The organism is Runella sp. SP2 (assembly GCF_003711225.1).
Lineage (GTDB): Bacteria > Bacteroidota > Bacteroidia > Cytophagales > Spirosomataceae > Runella.
This window is the reverse complement of sequence record NZ_CP031030.1, coordinates 3346215-3372852: the sequence shown is the minus strand read 5'-3', so window position 1 is coordinate 3372852 and position 26638 is coordinate 3346215. Positions and strand designations below refer to the sequence as shown.

Here is a 26638-nt window from a genome sequence, read left to right as displayed (position 1 = left end):
AAGTGTCCAAAAAATAAGGGTTAACCCTTATTTTTTCTCGATTTTTTTTGCTATTTATTTGTGGCTTCAACTTTAACGTGCTACGTGTATGAAGCTACATTACCTTATTTCACTCTTAAAAGATTTTAAAATCTCCTTCTTTTCGGCCTTTTGTCGTTGCTGGGACTGGGTTAACTACTTTGGGAGTAATCTAGCTCTTGAACTCCAACAACTAATTAGAAATTCAAAAACAAATAGGCTAAAAATTACAAAACAAATACCTGCAACTAACTGGCTACGGCTACTCGCCTTTCTCATAGCCTTATGGCACTTGCCCAATGCGGTAAGTGCACAAGCAACGCTAAATACCGATTTTGCGCTGCGCAAAACCATCATAACAAAAGGCGATGTGTTAGTAATAGGCAACACTTTAGGCCAAAATGGAGCTGCTGGCGTACCTGCGCCTGTTGTAGGTACAGTAGGCCCATTGGGCACAAATTCATCAGATCGCGGCATTGATGTTTTTTGGCGGTCTAATAGCCCAAGTGCTGGCCAAGCTGAGGCAAATAGCTCCATCACTGCAGCAAATACTAGATCGAGTGCTGTGTTAAGCATTCCATCGGGCGCAACTGTGGTTTATGCTCAATTACAATGGGCGGCATCTACAACTGCTTCTACCACTCCTACTTGCTCTTTAGCGGTAAACACTGAAGCTGCAACTTTAATTACTGCGAATAGATATAGAAATCAAACAACCCCCATAAACTCGTACCAAGCTGTTGCTGATATAACTTCAATTGTAGCCGCCAATCCGAATGCCCTTTTTACGCTTAGCGGGGCAACATTGCCAGCTATTACTAATTTCAATAATGGAAATCTCTTTGCAGGTTGGAGCCTTATTGTGGTATATAAAGACTGCACACAACCTGAAAAACTATTTAAGTTTTATGATGGATTGGAAGTAGTAAATTCTAGTGTTTTTAGTTTCACAACAGATGGATTCACGTATTCTGCTGGCAGTAAAGCTTCAGCTATCATTGGTAGCTATATCGGTAGTAATGCATTAACAGGAGAATCGTTGAGTATCAATGGTGTAAACTACAGCGATAACTTAAATCCAGTAGATAACTTTTTTAACGAAACCTACAGCAAAAACGGTGTCGCTGTTTCAGTAACAGGCGATTTGCCCCAATTAACGGGTACGGCAGGAAGCATGTCACAAATGGATATTGATGAATTAGATATATCAACATATATTAATACTAATGAATCTGCTGTAGTATTTAATACAACTACAACATCAGGATCACCGCTTCTGGGATTTGCTGTCGTTAAATTGCAGGCATCAAACTATGATAACACGAACACTCAGCTAGCTGCATGTTGTATTCCACCCACCATCACCACTCACCCAGCCAATGCCACCGCTACAGTAGGCGGCACGGCCAACTTTTCCGTAGCCGCCACTGGCGATAATCTTACTTACCAATGGCAATATGCACCAATTGGCAGCAGCACTTTTACCGATATTGCATCGGCTACTTCAGCAGCTTATACGGCAAGTGCAACAAAGCCTGGCCGCTACCGCGCCAAGGTATTCAGTGATGGTGGATGTGAAGTATTGAGCAATGCTGCCACACTGAGCAGCCCTGGCTATTTTATACTCCAATTTAGAGGAAACACCTCTTACACTTTTGCTGCCCTTACCGTGGGCGATGTAAACTACACCTACACCACCAAAAATGGACTCAGCGGCAGTGGCAGCTTTAACCAGCCCACTTTTGCCAGTGATAATGTTATTATAAGCACACCCGGTGTAGTTTTGGGCGATACCCTTACCTTAATTATAGAACCTTCAAACTTCAAACGCATTCAAATATCGGGTCCTATAACCCGTAACGAGATCATTAACATTAGCCAGTGGGGCAGTGTGGTGTGGAGCAGCATGAACGATGCGTTTATCTCTTGCTTGAACCTAAATTGTAACGCTACCGATGTGCCCAACCTAAGCCAGGTAACCAATATGAGCGGCATGTTTGCCAATTGCCAAAAGCTAACTGGCCCTGCCAATATTAATAGCTGGAATGTAAGTAATGTAACCGATATGAGCCGCTTATTTTTTCAAGCGCAACTATTTAACCAGCCACTTAATAGCTGGAATGTGAGCAATGTTACCAACATGAATGCCCTGTTTCAAAACGCCTTTGTCTTTAACCAGCCCCTTAACAATTGGGATGTAAGCAAGGTAACCAACATGAATGGCATGTTTTCGGGAAGCACCGCTTTTAACCAAGACATAAGCAATTGGAATGTGGGCAATGTTACCAACATGGCGGCCATGTTTACCAATGCCCGAACCTTTAACCAGCCCCTTAACAATTGGGATGTAAGCAAGGTAACCAACATGAACAGCATGTTTAGCGCGGCCAACGACTTTGACCAACCCATTGGCAACTGGAATGTGGGCAATGTTACCAATATGTTAACTATGTTTTCTCGCGCTACCAAATTTAACCAAAACATTGGCAGCTGGGATGTAAGCAAAGTAACCAACTTTGAAAGTATGTTTGAAGGTGCAAGTAGCTTTAACGGGGATATTAGCAACTGGAACACCATAAGTGCTACTACTATGGCCGTAATGTTTCGTAACGCCTTGGCCTTTAATCAGCCCATTGGCAAGTGGAATGTGAGCAATGTAACTACCATGGGAGGCATGTTCGAGGGGGCTGCCGCCTTTAACCAAAACCTAGGCGCTTGGAACCTCAATGCCAACGTAACTTTTAATCAAATAGGCGGTAACAATGCACGGTTTTTTAGAAATAGTGGTTTAAACTGTGCCAATTACAGCGCTACCTTAATAGGCTGGGCTAATAATCCCAATACACCAAACAATAGATTTTTGAGCGATAACATTGGTCGCACATACGGTACCAATGCCGTGGCAGCCCGTACTTTACTTTTCACAGCAGTAGCCAGTGGTGGTAAAAACTGGTATATTGATGGCGATAGCCCAAGTGGCGCAGCCTGTTTAATTCCTGCCCCCGTAATTGCCACCATCCCCAACCAGGCCACTTGCGACGGGCAAACCATCAGCAACATTGCCATTACCCTCAGTGGCGATGTGGATGGCCTTACCCTTAGCGCCACCAGTAGCAATACGGCCATTACACCTACCTTTACCTTTGGTGGCAGCGGAGTCAACAGAACATTAACTATCACCACCACCGTAGGCCAAGCAGGCGCTAGCACCATTACTGTTAAAGCCACCAATGGTTCGGGCGGTAGTTCAGAAAAAACGTTTTTGCTGGAGTTGGGGAATAAAACCCCAGGCACCTCAAGCGAATTAAAACTCAGGAAATTAGCAGCAGACGGAGTTGATATGGTATTTGACAACCAAGACAACCTGTACATTGGCCAAACTGGTCCAGGCAAAGTGGTTAAAATTCCAGCAGGCACCACCACACCCGTTGATTTTGTGAATGTGCAATCAGCTTCTGGTTTGGCTTTTGATAATAACCAAAACTTATATGTCAGTACGCAATTTGGTAAAGTTTTCAAGATAAATGCAGGTACCACTACCGCTACAGAAATATACGCTTTTACCCCTGCATTTACCAACTCATTCTTTACCATGACCTTTAAAGCCCCTGATACCCTTTATATAGGAGGAACTGGTGGGATTTATAAACTCAGAACAAACGGTGCAGATTTTACCACCGTAAGAACGGGTATTGGCAACGTGTTTGGCATAAGGCGTAAAGACAACGATATTTATGTAACCCACAATAATTCGGTGTTTCGATACCCTAATGGACAAACACCGCCTGTAGCCTATACCTCTACCTCCATGGCGAATTCTCGCGGTATTGAGTTTGATAATGCAGGTAATTTGCTAGTGGGTTCAGGCACTGGCGATTTGTATTCTATTCCGCCAGGAGGAGGCGCTGCCACAGTCTTATTTACTACTACTGGACAAAAGCAAGGTTTTACTAAGAATAGTTTAGGTGAAATGTATTATTTCAATGTGCGCGATTCTACTGTTTGCAAAATCGTTCAAGGGCAAGCCACCTACACTTCCTGCAACGCCAAGCCTGTGTTTAACCCAACTACGCTGGGAACGGTCACGATTTGTGAGCGCAGTACAGATGGCAGCTTGACGCCGATTAGCCTCAGCGTAAGTGATTCCGACGGTACGATTCAAACGACCACTGTCACCAGTAGTAATCCTAATTTAGTGGCTGCCACTAATACAGGCAGTGCTACTGCCGTACAAATAGCCCTCACCCAAAAAGCCAATCAGAGTGGCTCTGCAACCATTACCGTTGAAAGTACGGACGATAAAAACGGAAAATCGTCCCTTAGCTTTACCGTGACGATTAAACCTAATCCCGTAGCTACGGCGACGCCTTCTACGCAAAACGTTTGCTCGGGGGGAGCCATCACGGCGATTAATTTAACGAGCTCATTAACGGGGACTTCGTACAGCTGGACCCGCGACAACACCACGACTACTACTGGTATTGCAGCCAGTGGCAGCGGTAACATTAGCGGTTCACTCACTAACACGACCACCGCCCCTGTTACGGTAACGTTTACAATTACCCCCACAGCCGACGGTTGCCAAGGGGCACCTAAGACGGCCACAGTGGTTGTCAACCCCATTCCCAACGTCGTAGCAACTCCTTCGAGCCAAACAAGTTGTCAGGGCGCCGCCATTACGGCCATTAATTTCTCTAGCAACGTATCGGGAACCACTTATAGCTGGACCCGCGACAACACCACAAATGCCACGGGCATCGCAGCCAGTGGAACGGGCACTATTAGCGGTTCGCTGACCAATACGACCAATGCACCCCTGACGGTGACGTTTACGATTACCCCCACGGCCAACAATTGCCCAGGGACACCTACCACGGCAACCGTGACGATCGGCGATGTAGAACCGCCGACGATTACGTGCCCTGCGAATATTTCAGTCAATAGCACTTCGGGGCTTTGCGGAGCGGTAGTAACTTACACAGCACCTGTTGGATTGGACAATTGTTCAGGAGCGGTAACGACGCAAACAGCGGGCTTGGCCTCGGGTGCTACTTTCCCCGTGGGTGTTACCACCAATACGTTCCAAGTCACAGCAGCTAATGGTCAAACAGCGACTTGTTCGTTTACGGTGACGGTAGTAGATGCCGAACCACCTACCATTACGTGCCCTGCGAATATTTCAGTCAATAGCACTTCGGGGCTTTGTGGAGCGGTAGTAACCTATACGGCACCTGTTGGATTGGACAATTGTTCAGGAGCGGTAACGACGCAAACAGCGGGCTTGGCCTCGGGTGCAACTTTTCCCGTAGGTGTTACCACCAATACGTTTCAAGTAACGGCGGCTAACGGACAAACGGCGACTTGCTCGTTTACGGTGACAGTGGTGGATGTAGAACCACCGACGATTACGTGCCCTGCGAATATTTCAGTCAATAGCACTTCGGGGCTTTGCGGAGCGGCAGTAACTTACACAGCCCCAGTAGGAACGGATAATTGCTCAGGAGCTACAACGACGCAAACAGCGGGCTTGGCCTCGGGTGCAACTTTCCCAGTGGGAACAACGACCAATACATATCAAGTAACAGCTGCCAACGGTCAAACGGCGACTTGTTCGTTTACGGTGACGGTAGTAGATGCCGAACCGCCTACCATTACGTGCCCTGCGAATATTTCGGTGAATAGCACTTCGGGGCTTTGCGGAGCGGCAGTAACCTATACGGCACCTATTGGATTGGACAATTGTTCGGGAGCGGTAACGACGCAAACAGCGGGCTTGGCCTCGGGCGCAACTTTTCCAGTAGGTGTTACCACCAATACGTTCCAAGTCACAGCAGCTAATGGTCAAACAGCCACTTGTTCGTTTACGGTGACGGTAGTAGATGCTGAACCACCTACAATTACGTGCCCTGCGAATATAGTAGTTTGTGAAGGGGCAACGGTGACGTTTGTACCACCTGTCGGCACGGATAATTGTTCTGGTGCTGTAACGACACAGACGGCAGGCTTTCCTTCGGGGACGGTGTTTCCAGTAGGTATTACAACGAATACGTTCAAAGTAACGGCAGCCAATGGCCAAACAACGACCTGTTCGTTTACGGTGACGGTTCAAAGTAAACCTACCATTACCCTCAGTACTTTACAACAAACCTTAAACGAAGGTAATTCTCAAACCTTCTGCGATACGGATGCCAATTCTGTGAATGGTTTACAGTTTAATGTTACAGGTTTATGTGTGGTGGGGAATCCCGTTTGGCGAGTACAAATAGGGAATGGAGGATGGAGCGCATGGTCACCCAATGCCCCAGTATCGCAACTTTCCAATAACCAACCTCACCGCTACCAAGCGGCTTGTGATGCGACTTGCCCCGTGACATACACGTCACCGATTGAATTGACGATTAATTACCGCGCTTCAATGCCGCAGAACGTGTCGTTGTTGGCCGATGGCGTTTCGGTAAATGCAGGGGAAGCCAAAGAAGCGTGTAATATCGAAGGCAATTCCATTACGTTTAACGCGACTTGTGGTGCTGGAGAAATGCTACTCTATTCGGTGGACGGCGGCGAGTACAGCAGTGTTGTACCAACGCAATTGGTGGACAACCAATACCATAACTATCGCGTACGCTGCCGCAAGTCAGACGGAACGCTTTCATGCGTGGAGACAGAGTCGGGCGTGATGCGCTTGCGAATTACGAGTTCGTTGGCAGCTCCTGTGGCGAGCTTGAACGTAACGAATGGTTGTGGTAGCCCCGTGGCGTTTAGTGGCACAACCAATTGTGGAACGATGACGACGATATGGTACAACGCTTTAACCAACACGGCTTTACCAACGTTGCCAAATCAAACACCAACGGAAACAACATCTTATTACGCTCGTTGTCAGGCATCAGGAGGCTGTGTGAGTGAAAAGAGCAATGTGGTTACCTATACGGTGATACCTGTGAGTGTAGCTCCCGTGATTACGGCCTCGCAAGAGATTGTTTGCACGGGCACAACGGTGACGATTACGGCTAATTGTCCCGCAGGTAGCACTACGAGTTGGAATACAGGCGTGACCACGCCAAGTTTTGAGGTGGCCTTCAGCAACGTGACGAAGCAAACGTACTGGGCAAAATGTCTTTTTGCAGGTGGTTGCCAAAGTGCCGAAAGTGTTCGCAAGGATATTTATTGGAATGCGTTTGTGGTGACGTTGATCAACATTGGCGAAAGCAAATCCGCCATCAAAACCAACGACCGTTCGGCTTGGACGAGTCAGTTTATCACGCGCGACGGTGGCCCAGAGTTAGATCAAAGTACGCAAGTAAATCCGACGTTGTTTTACGTAGAAAACGCCAACAAAATGGCACCTCGCTATTGGACGATTCACGCAGATGCGTGCGGCTTGGGCACAAACGGTTCATTGACCTTTGACATGCAGGCCGTACCCGAAATGGGGGTGATTCGTTCGTTTAACACGCACGAAAACAACGCACCGTATTTCATGTATGCCAACCGCGAAGGCTGGACGGAATTGTATGCCCAAAATCACCCTGCCTACGGATTTTATCAAGACAACGGCGCGGGTGGCAACTCGTACGATGCGGGTTTACCCAAAGGTTTATACAAATTGAGTATTCGTTATTGGGACATGAAAGGTTGGGGCAGTATCTTCCCGTCCACCCGCAAGCCGCAAGGCAACGTGTTGGCTTACCAAGAATACTGGTTCCGCATCCAGTCAAAAGATGGAATAGGTGTGGGAGCGGCAAGGACAGCGGAGAGCGAAGAGGCAAATGGGCAAGGGGCAAGGGGCGAAGGGCAAGATGCAAATGGCAAAGGGCAAGGGTCGGACCGTCGCACGGCAATTATTCCCCCATTGGGGGGCAGGGGGCTGGCTGTTCTGCCCAACCCTGTCACCAACATCCTTCGCTTGAAAGTGCAAGAGAGCAAGGGGCAATTGGTACAGACTACGTTGACGGATGCTTCGGGTCGGGAGGTGTTGCGTCGTCAATTTGTACCCGAAACCAACACGCATCAAGAAGAGTTTGGGGTGAGTGAGTTGCCAGCAGGAATGTACTTTTTGCAGGTGACAACTACCGACCAACAAGCGACTTTGAAAGTGCTAAAAATGAATTAAAATGTAGTAGCTTTAATATCGTAGTGCTTAGAGAGTCTCCAATTTTGGGGGCTCTCTTTTTTGTAAAAATGGTCGAAAAAGGGTTTTTTGTAACTATCTGATAATCAGCGAGTGGAACATTAGAGCAAAAGAAATGGAACATTAGAGCAAAAGAAAATTTGGTAAATGGAACATTAGAGCAAAAGATGGAACATTAGAGTTAATACCATTCGGGGGGCGGAGTGTATGTTTGTGAGCGTACAAACGCGGTTTAAAACAACACACTTTTACCCTTTTCTCAACTATGACAAAACTCTCCATCATCGTCATTTTAGGTGTCTTATTACTGCTTTGCTGCATCTAAAAAAACAGACACCCAAATTCATTTTTTATCAAAAACTCTAATTTTTCATGAAACAACTAGTACACTTCATTTGGTTAATCTTGCTCAGTCAGCAAGCGTTTTCCCAAACCATTACTTGGACAGGTGCTACCGATACCGATTGGGCAACGGGCACCAACTGGTCCACGAATGTAGCACCTACGGCTGCTGACAATGTCTTTGTCCCTGGCAGTTTAGCACGTTATCCCGTGTTGAATAGTAGTACGTCCATCAAGTCACTCGCTGTACAGAGCGGTTCTTTGTTAACCATTAATGCCAGCCATACACTTACGATTTCGGGGGCTGGTGTTGGTTATAGTATTGATCTATACGGCACTATCGAAAACAACGGCACGATTGCTGTCACTGCTACTTCTGATGCAGTTTATTTGAATGGAAATGCAAAGCTTAACAATAACACGGGCGCCACTCTCTCCGTTACAACCACGGGTAACTATGGCGTTAAAATCAACAATTCAGGGGTATTTACCAACCAAACGGGAGCTACGGCTACTATCACTGGAAATTCAGGATCCTTGTTTCTTTATGGTGCCAATACGCCCGTAGAAATGGTCAAAAATTACGGAAGAATGAATTTGACGAAACAGATTGAGAAATATTCCGATACGTTCCACAACTACCCGTGCGGCGTAGTAATCCTTACCTCTGGAGACGTGTTTAACAGTGGAGGACAAATCCTCAACGAAGGCTTTTTTAGTGTGCTCGGTGCCCCCGATTTGCTCGCCAATTTGAATGGCCCCGCGGCGGATTTTATCAATAATGGGATTATTTATGTTGTGAATCCTAACCCTTCCTACACCAATAATGCCATCCGAATCTTCAATAACGCTACCACGACCAGTATTTTTGAGTTTGCGGCAGGAAATAATTTGACAGTAGAGGGGATATATAAGAATGATGCAGCTTCGGCCTCGGCGGGTGGTTTCAACCAAGGAACGAATACTTTTACGCCCGTAGGCGTGCCAGGAGGGGTACAAACGCTCTATGCCAAAATCACACGTCCGAGTGGTACTTGTCCCCAAGTGGTTCCCTTTATTATAGATTTGCCTGGGTTTCTTACTCAGCCTTCGGTTCAGTCAATTTGCCCAGGTGAAAATGCCGTTTTTTCAGTAACGAGTACGGGAATCACCAGTTATCAATGGCAAGAATCGGCGGATGCGGCTTTTACTTCACCCACCAATATCTCTACGGGAGGCATTTATACCGTCAGCTCCACGACCGATGCAAGCAGCCTGACCGTTGCACATAATGTCAGCGCTAACGGAAAGTATTACCGATGTGTGGGCAGCCCAGGTGCTATTGCGTCCAACGGTGCTCAATTGACCGTAATAGCGGGCTCAAGTGCTACCATCGCCTATACAGGTTCGCCCTATCTGAATGTAGGAACAGCCTCGGTTACTTTTACGGGTACAACGGGTGGTATGTTTAGTGCAGCGCCATCGGGGTTGTCACTCAACCCAACATCGGGAGAAATTAATTTAGCGACTTCCACTCTTGGTTCGTACACCGTCACTTACAGAGTAGCCTCTTCGGGCGGATGCCCTGATTTTGTAACGACCACGACCGTGGCGATTAGAACCACAGGTAGAACCTACGTATGGACGGGGGCAACTGATAACCAATGGAATAACGTAAACAACTGGCTAGTCGATGGAAATATCCCATCGGTATTGCCCAAGTTTGGGTCGTCTCAGGGTAACCCCGTTCAAATTCCAGTCGTGGGTTCGGGGCGTTATCCCGAGGTCACAACCGCAGAGGGAGCTCGCAAGATAACCATTGCGGCCAATGCCAGTTTGACCATAAAGAACACAGGCAACTTGCAAATTGTGGGCAGTGATACCGACGGCGTAACCAGCGCAGGGACATTTACCAACAACGGAACGGTACTGATTGACTCTTCGTACAACGACGGTTTTGTGAACCAAACGGGCGCGTCCCTCATTAATACGAATTCCTTGACAGTGCGGATGGGAACGGGCAACCGCCTCGAAAACTACGGCAGTATCAACAACAGCGGGACGTTTACCGTGGGCGGAGGAATAGCCACGGCCATTCTCAATCACCCCGCCGCTACCCTGACCAATACGTCCACTTTTGCCGTAAGTGGTGGGTTAACGGGAGGGATGCTCAACCAAGGTACCATTGATAACTCAGGGCAGTTTACGGTAAGCGGGGGTGTTTCGGGGACGTTGTTTATCAATCAAGAGACCGTTACCAACCGCTCGGGCGCAACCTTGAGGATAGGGAACCACGATTCATTGGCTTTTGATAACCAAAAATTGGTAGAAAATGAGGGAAATTTGAATTTAGGCAATGGAAAAGACAGAGCTGCTATTAACCGAGAGGGAGCTACGATTCGGAACAAGGCAGGGGGAACATTGGATGTGAATGCGACTGGCAAGACAATGTTTAGAAACGGCGGCCTCCTTGAAAACTACCATATAGTCACCTTTTCTGGTAGTCCTGATACTTGTTTCTATAACTTACCAACGGGGGAGGTTAAAAATGAGGCTACTTTCGGAGTTGGTAGTAATGGTGGGGTAAATGGGGCGATTATCAACTTGGGTAAATTTACCCACGGCTCAGCTGGAATTTTAGCTTTGAGAGGTATAGGTAATATAGCATTTAAAAACGGCGGTACATTTTTGAGTGCTGCAGGTTGTGTAATCAATTCAGTGTCAATGAATGACCTACTTATAAACCTACCCAATGCCGTATTTGAAAATAAGTGCGCTACTACTTTCGGAAGTTCTCGTAACCCCATCGTCAACCAAGGGCGATATACGCATACGGCGGGGAGCTTTACGGTGGGACAAATGGGGGATGTTCTGCAAAATTCAGATTACGCAGAAATCAATGTGCCTTTTACTTCAACAGGAAGTATGGGAAAGTTTTTTGTCAATAGTGATACGTTGATTTTAGGGCCTCAAACAACCGTCACTACAAGCCCAGACACCTATTCAACACACGGCACACCACTCACCAATACCAGCACGGGTTATGTACATTCGCAGGCTGATTTTACGATTAGGTCTGCTACTACCCTCATCGATAATGCAGGTAAAATGGTGTTGGGCAGTCAGTCAACGCTTATTGGGACAGACATGGGTACGCCCATCATTAATACAGGTGATCTTACCAATGAAGGCACGGCTAATTTTAACCGCTTTGGAGGATATGGTATCAATAACTCAGGAACGTTTACCAACAAAGGGCGTTTTGAAACGGGCAACAGCGACAAAAGCCTTTATAATAACGGAGGTATCATCGAAAACTCGGGTGTTATCGAAATAGATTCTGTGTTTCGGGATGCGGTTTTGCAGGAAGGCAACAGTAGTGTTTTTATCAACACCGCTACGGGACAAATCAACGTGGATTTTGTGTTTGGTAACGGTATCAAAAATACAGCTGGTAATTTTATCAACCGTGGCCAAATTTTAATCGCCCAAACGGATACCGTTGCCCTTTCAGGTATCAACAATGCAGGCATGTTCCAAAACACCAAACTTATGCGCATTGGCGGTGTAGGTAAAATCAAACAGCATGGGGTGTACAATACAGGTATTTTTAGCAATTCGTCCAACAGCCAAGTGTTCTTGCAAAGTGCCGAAGGCTCGGGTATTACCAACCAAGGAGGAACAATCACCAACCAAAGCTGCGCTTACATCGAATCAACTTCTGCCATTCTCAATGCAGCGGGAAGTTTTAGCAACGCAGGAATCATCAAAAAAAGAAACGATAACATCGCCGCTGTCAGTACGATAAGTGATAATTCGGGCAAAATTATCAACGAAGACACCGACGCCTTCAATGTGACGGGAAGCAACAGCGGCGCTACCATCAGCATTACTAGCAGCAGCGCGTCTATGTCGCTGTGCGCCAATACGCGTACCCTCACTGCGACTCCTTCGGGCGGTACGTTTAGCGTTACGGGGCCTGGCTCAGTCGTTGGTAATGTCTTGACGGCTACGGGTGTTGGTACGATTGTCGTTAGTTATGCGTACAACAACGACCCAAGTTGTCCCTACTTCGCCAATCAAACCATCGAAGTAATTTCGACGGAAACCCCCACGGGGCTTCTCACGTGGACGGGCTTGGTAGATACCGACTGGAACACAGCCTGCAACTGGTCGCCAGTAAGTGTGCCTACCGCTACCAACGACGTTATTATTCCAAACACAACCAACAAACCCATCATCAACACCGCCGCCGTGGCCCAATCGGTGGAGGTACAGACGGGGGCAATGTTAACCATTGCTGCAACCAAGAGTCTGACTATCAATGGGTCAAGAACAGTAGCGACGTTTGATGCTGGATTTCACAATGCAGGGACGGTGCAGAACAACGGACAGCTCGTATTGGGAAGCACAGGCAGTGTAGGGGCATACGGACTCTTCAACCGCGCTATTTTTAACAATAATACGGATGGGGAAATCAAGATTGATCGATCAACCGATACGGGTTTGTTGAATGATATTGGTGGTACATTTACAAATGCGGCTAAAATCACCATTGGCGCTGTGGCAAGTGTGGGGGGCAGTGGACTGTTAAACCAAGCTACTTTCAACAACAACACTGGAGGAGAAATAAAGATTGACAGGTCAACACAAGTCGGAGTATTAAACAATAATAATTTCAACAACGCCGCCAAAATCACCATCGGAGCCACGGCAAGTGTGGGAGATCGGGGACTTGTAAACGACGGAGGGACTTTTGCCAATACTGCGGGCGGTGATGTATCCATAAGTAGAGTGACGTCGCCAATTGAAATAGGATTATTTAACACAAATGGTGGTACGTTGACCAACGTGGCTAAAATCAAGGTAGATGGTGCAACCAATGGCATCCATAATTTCAACAGTTCTTTCCAAAATAATGCCAACGGAGAAATTAAAGTTGATAACGCATCGCGTGGGGTATTCAATGAATCAGGCTCTATTACGAACCTTGCCAAACTCAATATCAAAGTTCTGAATAATGGTGGAACTACCGACGGGCTCCTCAACAATAGTATCTTTAACAACAATGCCGATGGGGTCATTGAGATAGATGGCGCAGGCGGTAATTACCTGCGTAATCAGCAGGGGACTTTTACCAACGCTGCCAAAATTAAGCTAGGAAGTTTAGCTGCTACAGAAGCAAGAAAGGGAATTGAGAATAATGCCTTGTTTAACAATAATTTGGGCGGGGAAATAACCATTAATAACGCCAAAAGTGGTTTTGTAAATGCCGAGGGAACATTTACCAATAACGCCCTCATCACCATCACAAGCTCAGGGGAGGTAGATACACATGGCTTGATAAACAGAGACTTAGTGACAAACAATGCCTGTGGTAAAATCATCGTATTAAAAGGTATGTTAGTAAACCGTCCTGGATATACCTTTACCAATTTGGGCCTCGTACAAGTCGTTGATAATCTTGAAAATAACGGCACTTTCACCAACAACGGCGTATTAAAATACGGTTCGCTGATGGGCACTGTGTCTAATACTACTAACTCGTCGCTCATCGTTAACAACACGCCTACGCCAATTTTTACCTACGGCGGTACGTACAACGGTGTTGTCAATGGCATTTATACCGATGAAGCAGCGACGCTTCCAGCGGGGACATTTACTGCGCCCAATGCCTTTGAGCCTTCGGGTTTGCCAGCAGGTTCGCAAACGTTGTACGCTAAAATTACGCCCCAAGGTGGCGCGTGCAGTTATGTGGTGTCGTTTACGTTCAATAACACGGCCCTTGCGCCCGTATTTACGACCCAACCCACGGCAATCACCCGTTGTTCGGGCAGTTCGGCGAGCTTTACGGCTGCCGCTACCAATGCAACAGCTTATCAATGGCAGTTCAATTCGGGCGGTGGCTGGAACAATGTTCCCGCCTCAGCACCGTATGCCAACGGCACAACCGCTACCCTCACAATCAGCAACGTAGCGGGTTTAAATGGCTACCAATTCCGCTGCGTCGCCATCGGAGCAACTGTCAATACCAACTCCGACCCTGCGACCCTGACGGTAATAAGCAAACCAACCATCACTTTAACGACCCTCCAACAAACGCTAAACGAAGGTAACTCCCAAACCTTCTGTGACACGGATGCGAATCCAGTTAATGGTTTACAGTTTACGGTTTCGGGTTCGTGTGTTACAGGTTCACCTGTTTGGCGCGTACAAGTAGGCAGTGGGGCATGGAGTAACTGGTCGGCGACAGCACCAGTTTCCCAACCCTCCAATAACCAACCCCACCGCTACCAAGCGGCCTGTGATGCGAGTTGCCCAAGTACCTACACTTCGCCGATTGAGTTGACGATAAATTACCGCGCTTCTGTTCCTCAGAATGTGTCACTGTTGGTGGACGGGGTGACGGTAGCCGTAGGCGAGACGAAGGAAGTGTGTAGTTTGGTCAATACTAACCTAACTTTCACTGCGAATTGTGCTGCTGGTGAAATCATTCTTTACTCAGTTGATGGCGGTGAATATAGTACAGGTGTGCCCGTTGGCTTGGTGGACAATCAGTTCCACAATTACCGCGTACGTTGCCGCAAATCAGACGGAACGCCATCGTGTGTGGAGTCAGAGTCGGGGGTAATGCGGTTAAAATTGGTGGTAATTCCAGCAGCGCCGATGGTTTCGTTGTCATCGACAAGCAGTTGTAACCCATCGGCCAGTTTCAGTGGACAGTCAACTTGCGGAAGCTTGCGCACGGTGTGGTACAACGCCACCACGAATATTGCTTTGCCAAGCTTACCCGCCACTGTTCCTACAGAAACGACGTCGTACTACGCTCGTTGTCAGACGGAAAACGGTTGTGTGAGCGAAAAAAGTAATGTGGTAACGTTTACCCTAACGCCAACTCAAGTAGCCCCTGTAATCACGGCTTCGCAAGAGATTGTGTGTACGGGCACAACGGTCACGATTTCGGCGAATTGTCCCGCAGGAAGTCAGACGTTTTGGAACACGGGGGTCACTGCGCCAAGTTTTGAAGTAGCGTTCAACAATGTGACCAAGCAGACTTATTGGGCCAAGTGTCTTTTTGAAGGTGGTTGCCAGAGCACGGAAAGTGTTCGTAAGGATGTTTACTGGAATGCGTTTGTGGTAACGTTGATTAACATTGGCGAATCAAAATCGGCAGTGAAACCCGCCAACGATAAGTCGTTGTGGAGTAGCCAATTCATTACGCGCGACGGTGGCCCCGAATTGGAGCAAAGCACGCAAGTGAATCCGACCTTGTTTTACGTAGAAAACGCGAACAAAATGGCCCCTCGTTACTGGACAATCAACGTAGAGGCTTGCGGATTAAGCACCGACGGCTCGCTTACCTTCGATATGTTAGCGACACCAGAAATGGGGGTAATTCGTTCTTTCAACACGCACGAGAACAACGCGCCGTATTTCATGTACGCCAACCGTGAAGGCTGGACGGAGCTGTACGGACAAAACCACCCTGCTTACGGCTTTTATCAAGACAACGGTGTGGGTGGTAACGTATATGATGCAGGGTTACCTAAAGGTTTGTACAAGTTAGGCATTCGTTATTGGGATCAAAAAGGCTGGGGCAGTATCTATCCTTCGACCCGTAAGCCACAAGGCAACGTGTTGGCATACCAAGAATATTGGTTCAGAATCCAGTCGAGAGATGGAGTAGGCGTAGGAGCAGCGAGGACAGCGGAGCAAGTGGCAAGTGGGCAAATGGCAAGTGGGCAAGGAGCAAGAGGCGAAGGGCAAGAGGCAAGGGGCAAAGGGTCGGATAACGGACAACCGATAACCGATAACGGGTCTTTTGCCACCGTTCTGCCCAACCCCGTCAGCAACATCCTGCGCTTAAAAGTGCAAGACAGCAAGGGGCAAGTGGTGCAAACGGCATTAACCGATGCTTCGGGTCGGGAGGTGTTGCGCCGTCAATTTGTACCCGAAACCAATACGCACCAAGAGGAGTTTGGCGTAGCCGACTTACCTAACGGAGTGTATTTCTTGAAAGTAAACAGTGGTAACCAGCAAGTTAACTTGAAAGTGGTGAAGCTTAATTAGAATTTGCTTCGTTGTTAGGATATAAGGCCCTGCTTATCGTTTTGATGAGCAGGGCTTTTTTGTTTTTGGAGTACGTGTACAGTTACTATTTTTGGGGAAGTAAATACCCAATAAAATTTTCTTAACTAGGTATCTATCGCGTTACTTTTTTGAAGTTGTACAAGTTGACAAGGCATGATAAAGTGTAAATTCGTACGTTATTGTTATTTTATTGTTCTTTGTGGGATACATTTGCTGGAAAGTCACGCACAAGATTTGAGGCATCCCGAAGCTTACATTCAGGCGTATGATTCTGCGTACCGTTATCCTTATCCGAAGCGGTGGGATGTGATAGAACTAATCCATCCTGTATTATTTAAACACCTTGGAACGAAAGAGGGGTTACTATTTAGAAACAAAATAGAAGAACTCGCTGCGCGTCATCATAAGGATGAAAAAGGGGTGTTGATTGCGCAAATTTCAAAAATGGATTACCTACAGCGAACCTCTAAAGTACCACTCAGTGAATTTGAAAATTGGTACAAAATGTGCATCAACGAAGCAGAGCGTCTCGGATTTGAAGAGATTAAAGCGAGTTTTGCTTTTTTGTACGCTGCTAACTTGACCTTGAATTACCAAAAAGATGTGCTAGCGCTGTATTACTTGCACAAATCAGTAGAGTACAGTGAGGCCACAAAACACATCATTAGCCCTATCCGTCGGGAGATGCTTTTCGTGGGGCTTTCAAGGATTTTTTACCAATTTGATGATTTTGCGAGTGCCATCAATTACGGAAAAGAAGTAGAAAAATACAATTTAGGGGTTGCGTATCAATTCCTGACGTTGGATGTGATAGGTACGTCTTACCTTAAAACCAAAAGCTATCAAAATGCGCTGCTTTACTTTAATAAAGGGCTTAAAATGTACCAAAAGTTTTTTGCCAAAGACTCGTCGAAGCTGGGCTGGAAAGGTATTTTGGTGGGTAAAAAAGCCCATGTTTATAAAGCCATTGGACAATTGGATTCTGCAATATATTACTATAAAATTGGGATAGAAGATACACGTAAGCATCAATTGCTCGATAATACGTGCGGCTTTGCCATCAATCTGGCCGATATTTACCTCACACAGAAAAAAATCAAGGAGTTAGCGCCATTGGTTACGTTGGCTCAAGAGTCCACTAGAAAACAAGGGAATGAATTTGATAAATTCCAACTCCATCAACTACTGAGTAGGTATTATACCTCTGTGGGTAATTTCCCCTTGGCGCTTCAACACAAGGACTCGACGCGTTTTTGGGATGATGTACTCGAAGAGAGAAGAGGAAAAAATGTGCAAATTCAGGCTGATTTACAGCTAGAAACCGAACGTCGGAGAAATACCGAATTGAGGTTGGTCGAAAATATTCGACAGCAACAAATCAGTAGAATTGTGGCCATCGTCATTGTACTTTTACTGAGCCTGGTCGTATTTGTGCTCATATTGCGGCAAAAGCTACTGATAAAAGTCAAGGAAAAAGAGCTTGAAATTCAGCGACAGGAGGTGGAAAGGCAAAACCTAATCGAGCAAGAAAAAGCCAAACGAGACTTGATCATAGCTCAAATGAAGCTAGAAGAGTTTACCAATATAATCATAGCCAAAAACAGGCAGATTGAACTTTTGCGGGCCGAAAATACGAAGACGGATGATTCGTTCAGTATTCAACAATTGCGCAATAATACGCTTCTCACCGATGAGCAGTGGGAAAATTTCAAAAATCTTTTTGATAAAGTTCATGTAGGCTTTTTACATCAATTGCGAGAAAAAATTCCTGGAATCTCTCCCGCCGAAGTTCGGTGCATGGCGTTGGCCAAGTTGCGACTGGATAATAAAGAAATGGCTTTTTCGCTCGGAATTTCAGTAAATGCAGTTCGTAATGTGTGGTATCGACTTAGAAAAAAAATTGACCTCCCCGAAGATGCTACTTGGGGAGATATTGTAGATATGATTTCTTGAAATTGTATTTCGCTGAAATACAGTTGGTTATGCTTTGTGATGTTTTTGTGATGCTCCCAATTTGGGGAAAAATTGGTAGTAATCTAACCTTGTGCCACAAAATCACTCACTCACGAAAAAACTCTACTGTTTTTTGTAACCAACTTATTCGTATGAAAAAAACGCTATCATTTGTTTCTAGTATTGCCGTTTTACTACTATTGATTGGCAGTACGTACGCCCAAACAAAACGGTTTGTCAAACCAACGGCCTCGGGTACGGGCGACGGTTCTTCTTGGGCCAATGCCAGTTCAGATTTACAAGCAATGATGAACGCCTCAGGTAACGGCGACCAAGTTTGGGTAGCCAAAGGTACCTACAAGCCTACGTCAGGTACTGACCGTACGGTGTCGTTTGTGATGAAGCCAGGGGTGAAAGTATATGGAAGTTTCTCAGGAAATGAAACAACGCTCACCGAACGTACCACGGCAGTGATAGTCGCTAACCCCTCCGTTTTGAGCGGTGACTTAAAGGGAGATGATGTAGTGACTGGAAAGGGAGAAACGTTGGTGATTTCTAACAATAGCGAGAACTCGCAAAACGTTGTACTCAACTGGGACAATGGTTTGACCGCGGACAACTCATGCCTTGATGGGTTCGTAATCTCGGGAGGGAATGCCCTTCAAGGCAGAGGTGGGGGAATGCTTAATTATAACTCGGCTCCAGTACTTCGGAATATTATCTTTAAGGGAAATGCTGCAAGTAATGCTGGGGGAGGTTTGTTTGTCACCGCGTCGTCAGATGCAACCATCACAAATGTAGTGTTTGAACACAATATAGCCGCGCAAGGTGGAGGGATGATGGATATGGCATCTACTATGCGGATTCAAAATGCAATTTTTGTTGGGAACAAGGCGCGCGAGGGCGGAGGGCTTTATGTGTATGTTTCTAAATTGACGATGGTAGGGGTTGTTTTAGTAGAAAATGATGGGAGTGGAGTGTTCTTTGATGAAAGTACCAATTCTTCCAAAATTACAAATACTATCTTTTTTCGTAACAGTCTAAGAGGTAGCACTTTTGCGGAAGGAATAGATGTCAAAATAGTTCCGACAGGAGGATTTGTGTATATCGAAAATTCACTTTTGCAATTAACCAGTGATTTTTATTCAGGTAAGCCAGTTGTTGTCCAAGATGCTAATAATCTATTTGCGATAGATCCCCTTCTCGCTAATAGTGAAGATCTCGACGGTGGGGATGATATTTACCGAACGGCTGATGATGGTTTACGGCTCTCGCTTTGTTCTCCGTTGATCAATGCTGGTACTGACGTAAATAATCAAACGACTGATATTCTGGACAACCCCCGAAAAGTAGGTGATTCAGTAGATATAGGCGCGTATGAAAGGCAAGAAAGTTGGGCACGAACACCGACTGTAAAGGCCATAGATCCAAGTAGCTGTTCTAATGATGGACGTATAATACTGGGCGATTTAGTGGCGGGAGCTGAATATACCTTGAGTTACAGAAAGAATACCGTAAGTTCAGGTTTTTTCCTTGTATCTGCAGATGTGAACGGGCAAGTGATTTTATCGTCACTAAATTCAGGACTTTATACCGATATTCAGGTAGAAAGAATGGGCTGTTTGACGGACAAGGTAAACGTTACCATAAAAGATTCCCCTAGACCATCAATCACCCTAGGGACGATTCCAGAGGTATGCTATGGTGTCCCTTCGTTTGAAATACCATACACATCTACGACGGGAACGCCAGTTACGTATTCTATATCGGGAGACAATATTGTCACTGTCACCGATGCTCCTCTACCAGCTTCATCTATTACAGTAATGTTCTCTACATTGACGAGTTTAAAACAAACACTTGATTTTGTCTTGACCGTTAAAAATGCGAATGGATGCGCTTCCGAAGCCATCATAAATCAAATAAAATTCAAAAGTAGGCCAGAAGCAAGTATTCGAATAGTTGAACCAGATTGCATCAATGACGGAAGTATACAAGTTACATTGAAGGATGAGGCCTTAGCAAAAATTAGTTACTCAGTCGGAGGGACCGATTACGGTGTGGGAGGAACGGTGCCCGTGCCGTTTTCGGAGAAGAATGATACAGCGATTGTCGCTATACCCAAAGGGAATATGTTTTCCAACATATTCTACATCAAGTATGAATTTGATTACTTGAATTGTATTACATCAGGTACGCTACCAGCTAGGCTTACCCTTATCACCAATTGCTGTCCCATCTTACCAACGTTGGAATTACCGCAAACGCTAATATGCGCCAACAGTCCCTTTAGCATGAGTGCAAAAAATATGTCAAGCATGGAGTCATTTGACGTGGCAGGAGTGGATTATGGGGTCAAATTTGTCTATTTTTCTTCTCCTACCAACGATCCTTACACGGGTGGAACGAGCATAGGGAGTGTAGATTTTGCTAATTTACAAGACGACAAACGAACGGCCGTTTTATCAAATAATACCCTTCCTGCGGGAACCTACTACGTATATGCTATTCTGTCCACCCTTCCCAACGACAACACTTGCCGTCCCTATGCCCAGGGTGTTTTGGTCGTCTATCCTAAACCATCGATTTCAACGGTGCCTATCGCTGCCATTTGTGCCACTAACTCGACGTTAGAGCTTCCTTATACCACCACTGCTCATGCCCCTGTTACGTATTCATTGTCGGGCGTTGGTATCAATGCCGTGCAAAATGCACCAATACTTACCTCGTCCTTGACGGCGGCGGTCAGCCCAGGCGCTACCACGATTGCTTACAGCTTGACGGTCGCATCGGCGGTTGGCTGTACTTCTGATGCTGTAACTGGCACTGTGTCCGTCACCCCAACGACGGTAGGTGGAATAGTCGAAGGTTCAACGACATTGTGTGTGGAGGCAAAAACAACGAAACTTCGATTGGTGGGACAAGTAGGGACGATTCTAAAGTGGCAATCGGCTGCCAATGCGTCTTTTAGTACATCCGTCGATATTGCGAATACTACTTCGGAGTTTGTGCCGAATTCCATTGCCCAAAACACGTATTACAGAGCAGTCGTACAAAATGGGGTTTGTGCAGCCCAAACTTCAACAAACGGGGTGGTTGTCGTACAGGTGAAACCAACTATTACACTTTCAGTTTTACAACAAACCTTAAATGAAGGCAACTCTCAAACTTTTTGCGATACTGATGCCAATCCTGTTAATGGTTTACAGTTTACGGTTTCGGGTTTGTGTGTGGTGGGCAATCCCGTTTGGCGAGTACAAGTGGGCAGTGGCGCATGGAGCGACTGGTCGGCGACAGCACCAGTTTCCCAGCCGTCCAATAACCAACCCCACCGCTACCAAGCGGCCTGCGAGGCGAGTTGCCCAAGTACTTACACTTCGCCGATTGAGTTGACGATAAATTACCGCTCTTCTGTTCCTCAGAATGTGTCACTGTTGGTGGACGGGGTAACGGTTGCCGTAGGCGAGACGAAGGAAGTGTGTAGTTTGGTCAATACTAACCTAACTTTTAATGCCAATTGTGCTGCTGGTGAAATCCTTCTTTACTCAGTTGATGGTGGAGAATATAGTACAGGAGTGCCCGTTGGCTTGGTGGACAATCAGTTCCACAACTACCGCGTACGCTGCCGCAAATCGGACGGAACGCCATCGTGTGTGGAGTCAGAGTCGGGGGTAATGCGGTTAAAATTGGTGGTAATTCCAGCCGCGCCGATGGTTTCGTTGTCATCGACAAGCAGTTGTAACCCATCGGCCAGTTTCAGTGGACAGTCAACTTGCGGAAGCTTGCGTACAGTTTGGTATAACGCCACTACGAATGTTGCTTTGCCAAGCTTACCCGCCACTGTTCCCAGTCAAACGACGTCGTACTACGCTCGTTGTCAGACGGAAAATGGTTGTGTGAGCGAAAAAAGTAATGTAGTGACGTTTACCCTAACGCCAACGCAAGTCGCGCCCGTGATTACGGTTTCGCAAGAGATTGTGTGTACGGGCACAACGGTCACGATTTCGGCGAATTGTCCCGCAGGAAGTCAGACGTTTTGGAACACGGGGGTCACTGCGCCAAGTTTTGAAGTAGCGTTCAACAATGTGACCAAGCAGACCTACTGGGCCAAGTGCCTTTTTGAAGGCGGTTGTCAAAGTTCAGAAAGTGTTCGTAAGGATGTTTACTGGAATGCTTTTGTAGTAACGTTGATCAATATCGGCGAAAGCAAATCGGCGGTGAAACCAGCCAACGATAAGTCGTTGTGGACAAGTCAATTCATCAAGCGCGATGGTGGTCCCGAATTGGAGCAAAGCACGCAAGTGAATCCGACCTTGTTTTACGTTGAAAACGCGAACAAAATGGCACCCCGCTACTGGACGATTAACGTAGAAGCCTGTGGATTAAGCACCGACGGCTCGCTTACCTTCGATATGTTAGCGACACCCGAAATGGGAGTAATTCGTTCGTTCAATACGCACGAGAACAACGCACCGTATTTCATGTATGCCAACCGCGAAGGCTGGACGGAGCTGTACGGACAAAACCACCCTGCTTACGGCTTTTATCAAGACAACGGTGCGGGAGGTAACGTATATGATGCAGGGTTACCCAAAGGTTTGTACAAGTTAGGCATTCGTTATTGGGATCAAAAAGGCTGGGGCAGTATTTATCCCTCGACCCGCAAGCCACAAGGCAACGTGTTGGCCTACCAAGAATATTGGTTCAGAATCCAGTCGAGAGATGGAGTAGGTGTGGGAGCAGCGAGGACAGCGGAGCAAGTGGCAAGTGGGCAAGGAGCAAGAGGCGAAGGGCAAGAGGCAAATGGCAAAGGGGCGGATAACGGACAACCGATAACCGATAACGGCGCATTCGCCACCGTTCTACCCAACCCCGTCAGCAACATCCTGCGCTTAAAAGTGCAAGACAGCAAGGGGCAAGTGGTGCAAAGTACGTTGATGGATGCTGCGGGTCGGGAGGTGCTGCGCCGTCAATTTACTCCCGATACCAACACGCACCAAGAGGAATTTGGCGTGAGTGAGTTGCCGACGGGAATGTATTTCTTGAAGGTGACGACGGCTGATCAACAAGCTACTTTGAAGGTAGTGAAGGTGCAGCAGTAAGTCATATTTAACGGAGTAAAATAAGGGGTTGCTTGAATGGCTGTTACATTCAGGCAACCCTTTCTTGTGAAAACAAAAGTAAAAAATATACCTTTTTAGAAGAAAAAAACAAAAAGGCAAAAAAAACAATTTTAGGTTAAAAATAAATTTTGTCGTTATTTGTGTCTCTATTTTACCCGAATGCGCTATTTGCCCTATTTTGACTGTTATGAACTTTAAACTAATTGTTGTCTGCTTTATATTTATAGGTTATCAACAATTGTTTGCACAAAAGGCAATTACAATTAACGACAGTGTGTCGTCACTTCCCCTGAGTCAATTTGCAGGCGTGTTTCGCGACCCTACCCAAAAAATGGGTTTTGCGGAGGTTCAAAAGCAAAAATTTATGCCTGTTAATGCGTCTGCGTTTCAGTATGCTTTTTCTAAGGATGTGTTTTGGTTTAAGGTTCAAATAGATAATCAGAGCCGTCTAAACCACAATAACTGGTACATGGTTTGGAGTGATGGCCTCAAAGACCACGTGGATTTGTACGTACCACAACCCAACGGAAGCGCCCAAATCCAATACGGGGGAATGCTTACGCCGCACGCTCAGAAAAAATACCAAGGGCAACTGCCCGTTTTTAAACTTGGGTTGCTTCCTAAAAATCAGACACTTACGTACTATGTTCGTTTACAGGCCGATGAGAGCGTCGTAGGACAACTTACGTTGATGACCCACCAAGTGTATATCGATCAGGTATCAACGAGTTTGGCTCCGATTTGGATGGAAATCGGGATTCAGTTGCTGAGGGTGCTTTACAACATCATTTTGGCGTTGTACATCCGCAACACTTCTTTTCGTTGGTATGCCTTTCATACAGTCATAGTTACGTTGTCGGTATTGGGTTCTATGGGTTTGATTGGAGCCTATTTTAGTGACATTCCGTGGTTGGCCAAAGTCCTCAATTCGGGTTTTTACCAGCTTATGCCTGCTACTTATACACTATTTATGTACTCATTGCTCCAAGTTCCTTTGCACTTTCCTAAGCTGAAGTGGGTGTTTCTGAGTGTAGTATTTCTGAGTGTGGGACAGGTATTGGCTGTATTGTGGTGGCCGCGCACACATTTGCTCGAATTCAACAATTACTTATTCCTTTTTACGGAAGCCCTCTTGATTTCAACGACCTTGTATGCGATTATTAAGCAGGTGGTTTTCAACCGATACCTACTGATTCCATGCTTTATTACGTTGGTGCCTTTTCTATTTCTGAACCTTCAAGCACTGGGTGTTATCAATTTTTCGTGGACGTACCCGCTCATTTATTTTACCAATTTTATCGAAATCGTCGCTTTATCGTTGGTATTGGGAAAAATTATTGATGTTACTGAAAAAGAAAAAGTTATAACAGAAAAGGCGTTGTTGACGGAAAAACTAGAGGCCGAAAAATTGCAAGAACTAGACGTGCTCAAAACGCGTTTTTTTACCAACGTTTCCCATGAATTTCGGACACCTTTGACGTTGTTGGTGGGGCCTTTGGCAGATTTACGCAAAAAATTCCCCAACGAAGACCTCGTGCTGGTGATGCAACGGAACGTCAACCGACTTCAGGCGCTAATCAATCAGTTGTTGGATTTGTCAAAATTTGATGCGGGGGAATTAAAAGTAGAAATTGAAGAAGGGAATATTTCTCGGTTTTTTTCGTATATTTTTGGTTCATTTGAAACGTTAGCGCAGAATAAAAACCTGCATTTTAATGTCTATCAAAACTACCGCAGTCTAGCCGCGAAATTCGATGCCGACAAGTTGGAAAAAATTACGACCAATTTACTATCCAATGCCTTTAAATTCACACCAACCAACGGAAGGGTAGAGGTGAATATAGAATATACGCCTAAAGATACTACGATAGACGTGGTATTGACGGTTTCTGATAACGGTATTGGGATTGATAGCCAGCGACTACCGCGTATTTTTGACCGCTTTTACCAAGTCGATGATACGTCGCACCGCAACTATGAAGGAACAGGAATCGGGTTGGCTTTGGTAAAGGAATTGGTCGAAATTCTAAAAGGGAAGATTTCGGTGGAAAGTGAGGTAAACAAAGGCACTACTTTTCGGGTAGCATTTACTTTGGCGGCTTCACAACAAAAAAATGTTTCGACGGAGCCAATTTTTGAAACCACCCATACCGAAATGGCCATTTCGATGTTGTTGCCTGAGGAGGGAGTGCACGACCAAAATCTTGCCCCAACGGATGAGCAGCCTGTGTTACTGATTGTGGAAGATAACCCCGATTTGCGACTTTATTTGCGCAAAATTTTTGAGACACAGTACCAAGTCATGGAGGCCAATGACGGCCAACAAGGCGTGGAAATGGCCTTGCAAATAGTCCCTGACATGGTGATAACGGATTTGATGATGCCGCGCCTCGATGGATTTGGAGTATGTGAACGCCTAAAAACCGACGTACGGACGAGCCACATTCCCGTGGTACTACTCACCGCCAAAGCCACCTTGACCGACCGCCTAGAGGGGCTAGGTTTAGGGGCTGACGAGTATTTGCAAAAGCCATTTAATAAAGAAGAATTGTTGATTCGGGTCAAAAACTTACTTCAGCAGCGTAACCTGCTCAGGGAGAAATTTAGCCTGCGTTCGGCGGCATTACCGAGCGAACCTACGGTCGGTAACGAAGTGTCGCAGCAGTTGGATAACCAGTTTATTCAGCGGATACGGTCGGTCATCGAGGCGCATTTGAGCGAAAGTAACTTCGACGTCGAAGGGCTTTGTAAAGAATTGAAAATAAGTCGTACTAATTTACACCGTAAACTAAAAGCCTTGACGGGTACCTCCGCGACGGAATTTATCCGCAAAATACGACTGCAACGGGCTGCCCAATTGGCGCAAAAAGAAACCTTGACGGTTTCAGAAATCGCCTACCAAGTAGGGTTTGAAAGCTTGTCCTACTTCTCCAAATCGTTCCAAGAAGAGTTTGGAATGCTTCCTTCAGAATATGGACGCCCTGTTGAGTAGGTTAGATTT

General features: G+C 46.2%; 5 protein-coding genes. All 5 read left to right on the top strand.

Translation table 11 applies throughout. The annotated features are described in order from the left end of the window. The first annotated feature begins 88 nt into the window (after window positions 1-88). Window positions 89-8131, top strand: a complete 8043-nt coding sequence (locus tag DTQ70_RS14055; protein ID WP_122931393.1) for a BspA family leucine-rich repeat surface protein — start codon at window positions 89-91, stop codon at window positions 8129-8131. A gap of 390 nt (window positions 8132-8521) precedes the next feature. Continuing rightward, window positions 8522-16540 carry a T9SS type A sorting domain-containing protein gene (locus tag DTQ70_RS14050; protein WP_122931392.1) on the top strand — a complete coding sequence of 2673 codons (8019 nt, stop codon included), beginning with the start codon at window positions 8522-8524 and terminating at the stop codon, window positions 16538-16540. Window positions 16541-16714: 174 nt separating this feature from the next. Next, entirely contained in the window at window positions 16715-18514 is a 1800-nt protein-coding gene (locus DTQ70_RS14045; protein ID WP_164490027.1) for a hypothetical protein, read from the top strand. A 152-nt stretch (window positions 18515-18666) separates the two neighbouring features. Next, a complete protein-coding gene (locus tag DTQ70_RS14040) occupies window positions 18667-23616 on the top strand; it encodes a T9SS type A sorting domain-containing protein (RefSeq protein WP_164490026.1) in 4950 nt (1649 codons plus the stop codon). A 295-nt stretch (window positions 23617-23911) separates the two neighbouring features. Then, window positions 23912-26629, top strand: a complete 2718-nt coding sequence (locus DTQ70_RS14035) for an ATP-binding protein (protein WP_164490025.1) — start codon at window positions 23912-23914, stop codon at window positions 26627-26629. Window positions 26630-26638: the final 9 nt, after the last annotated feature.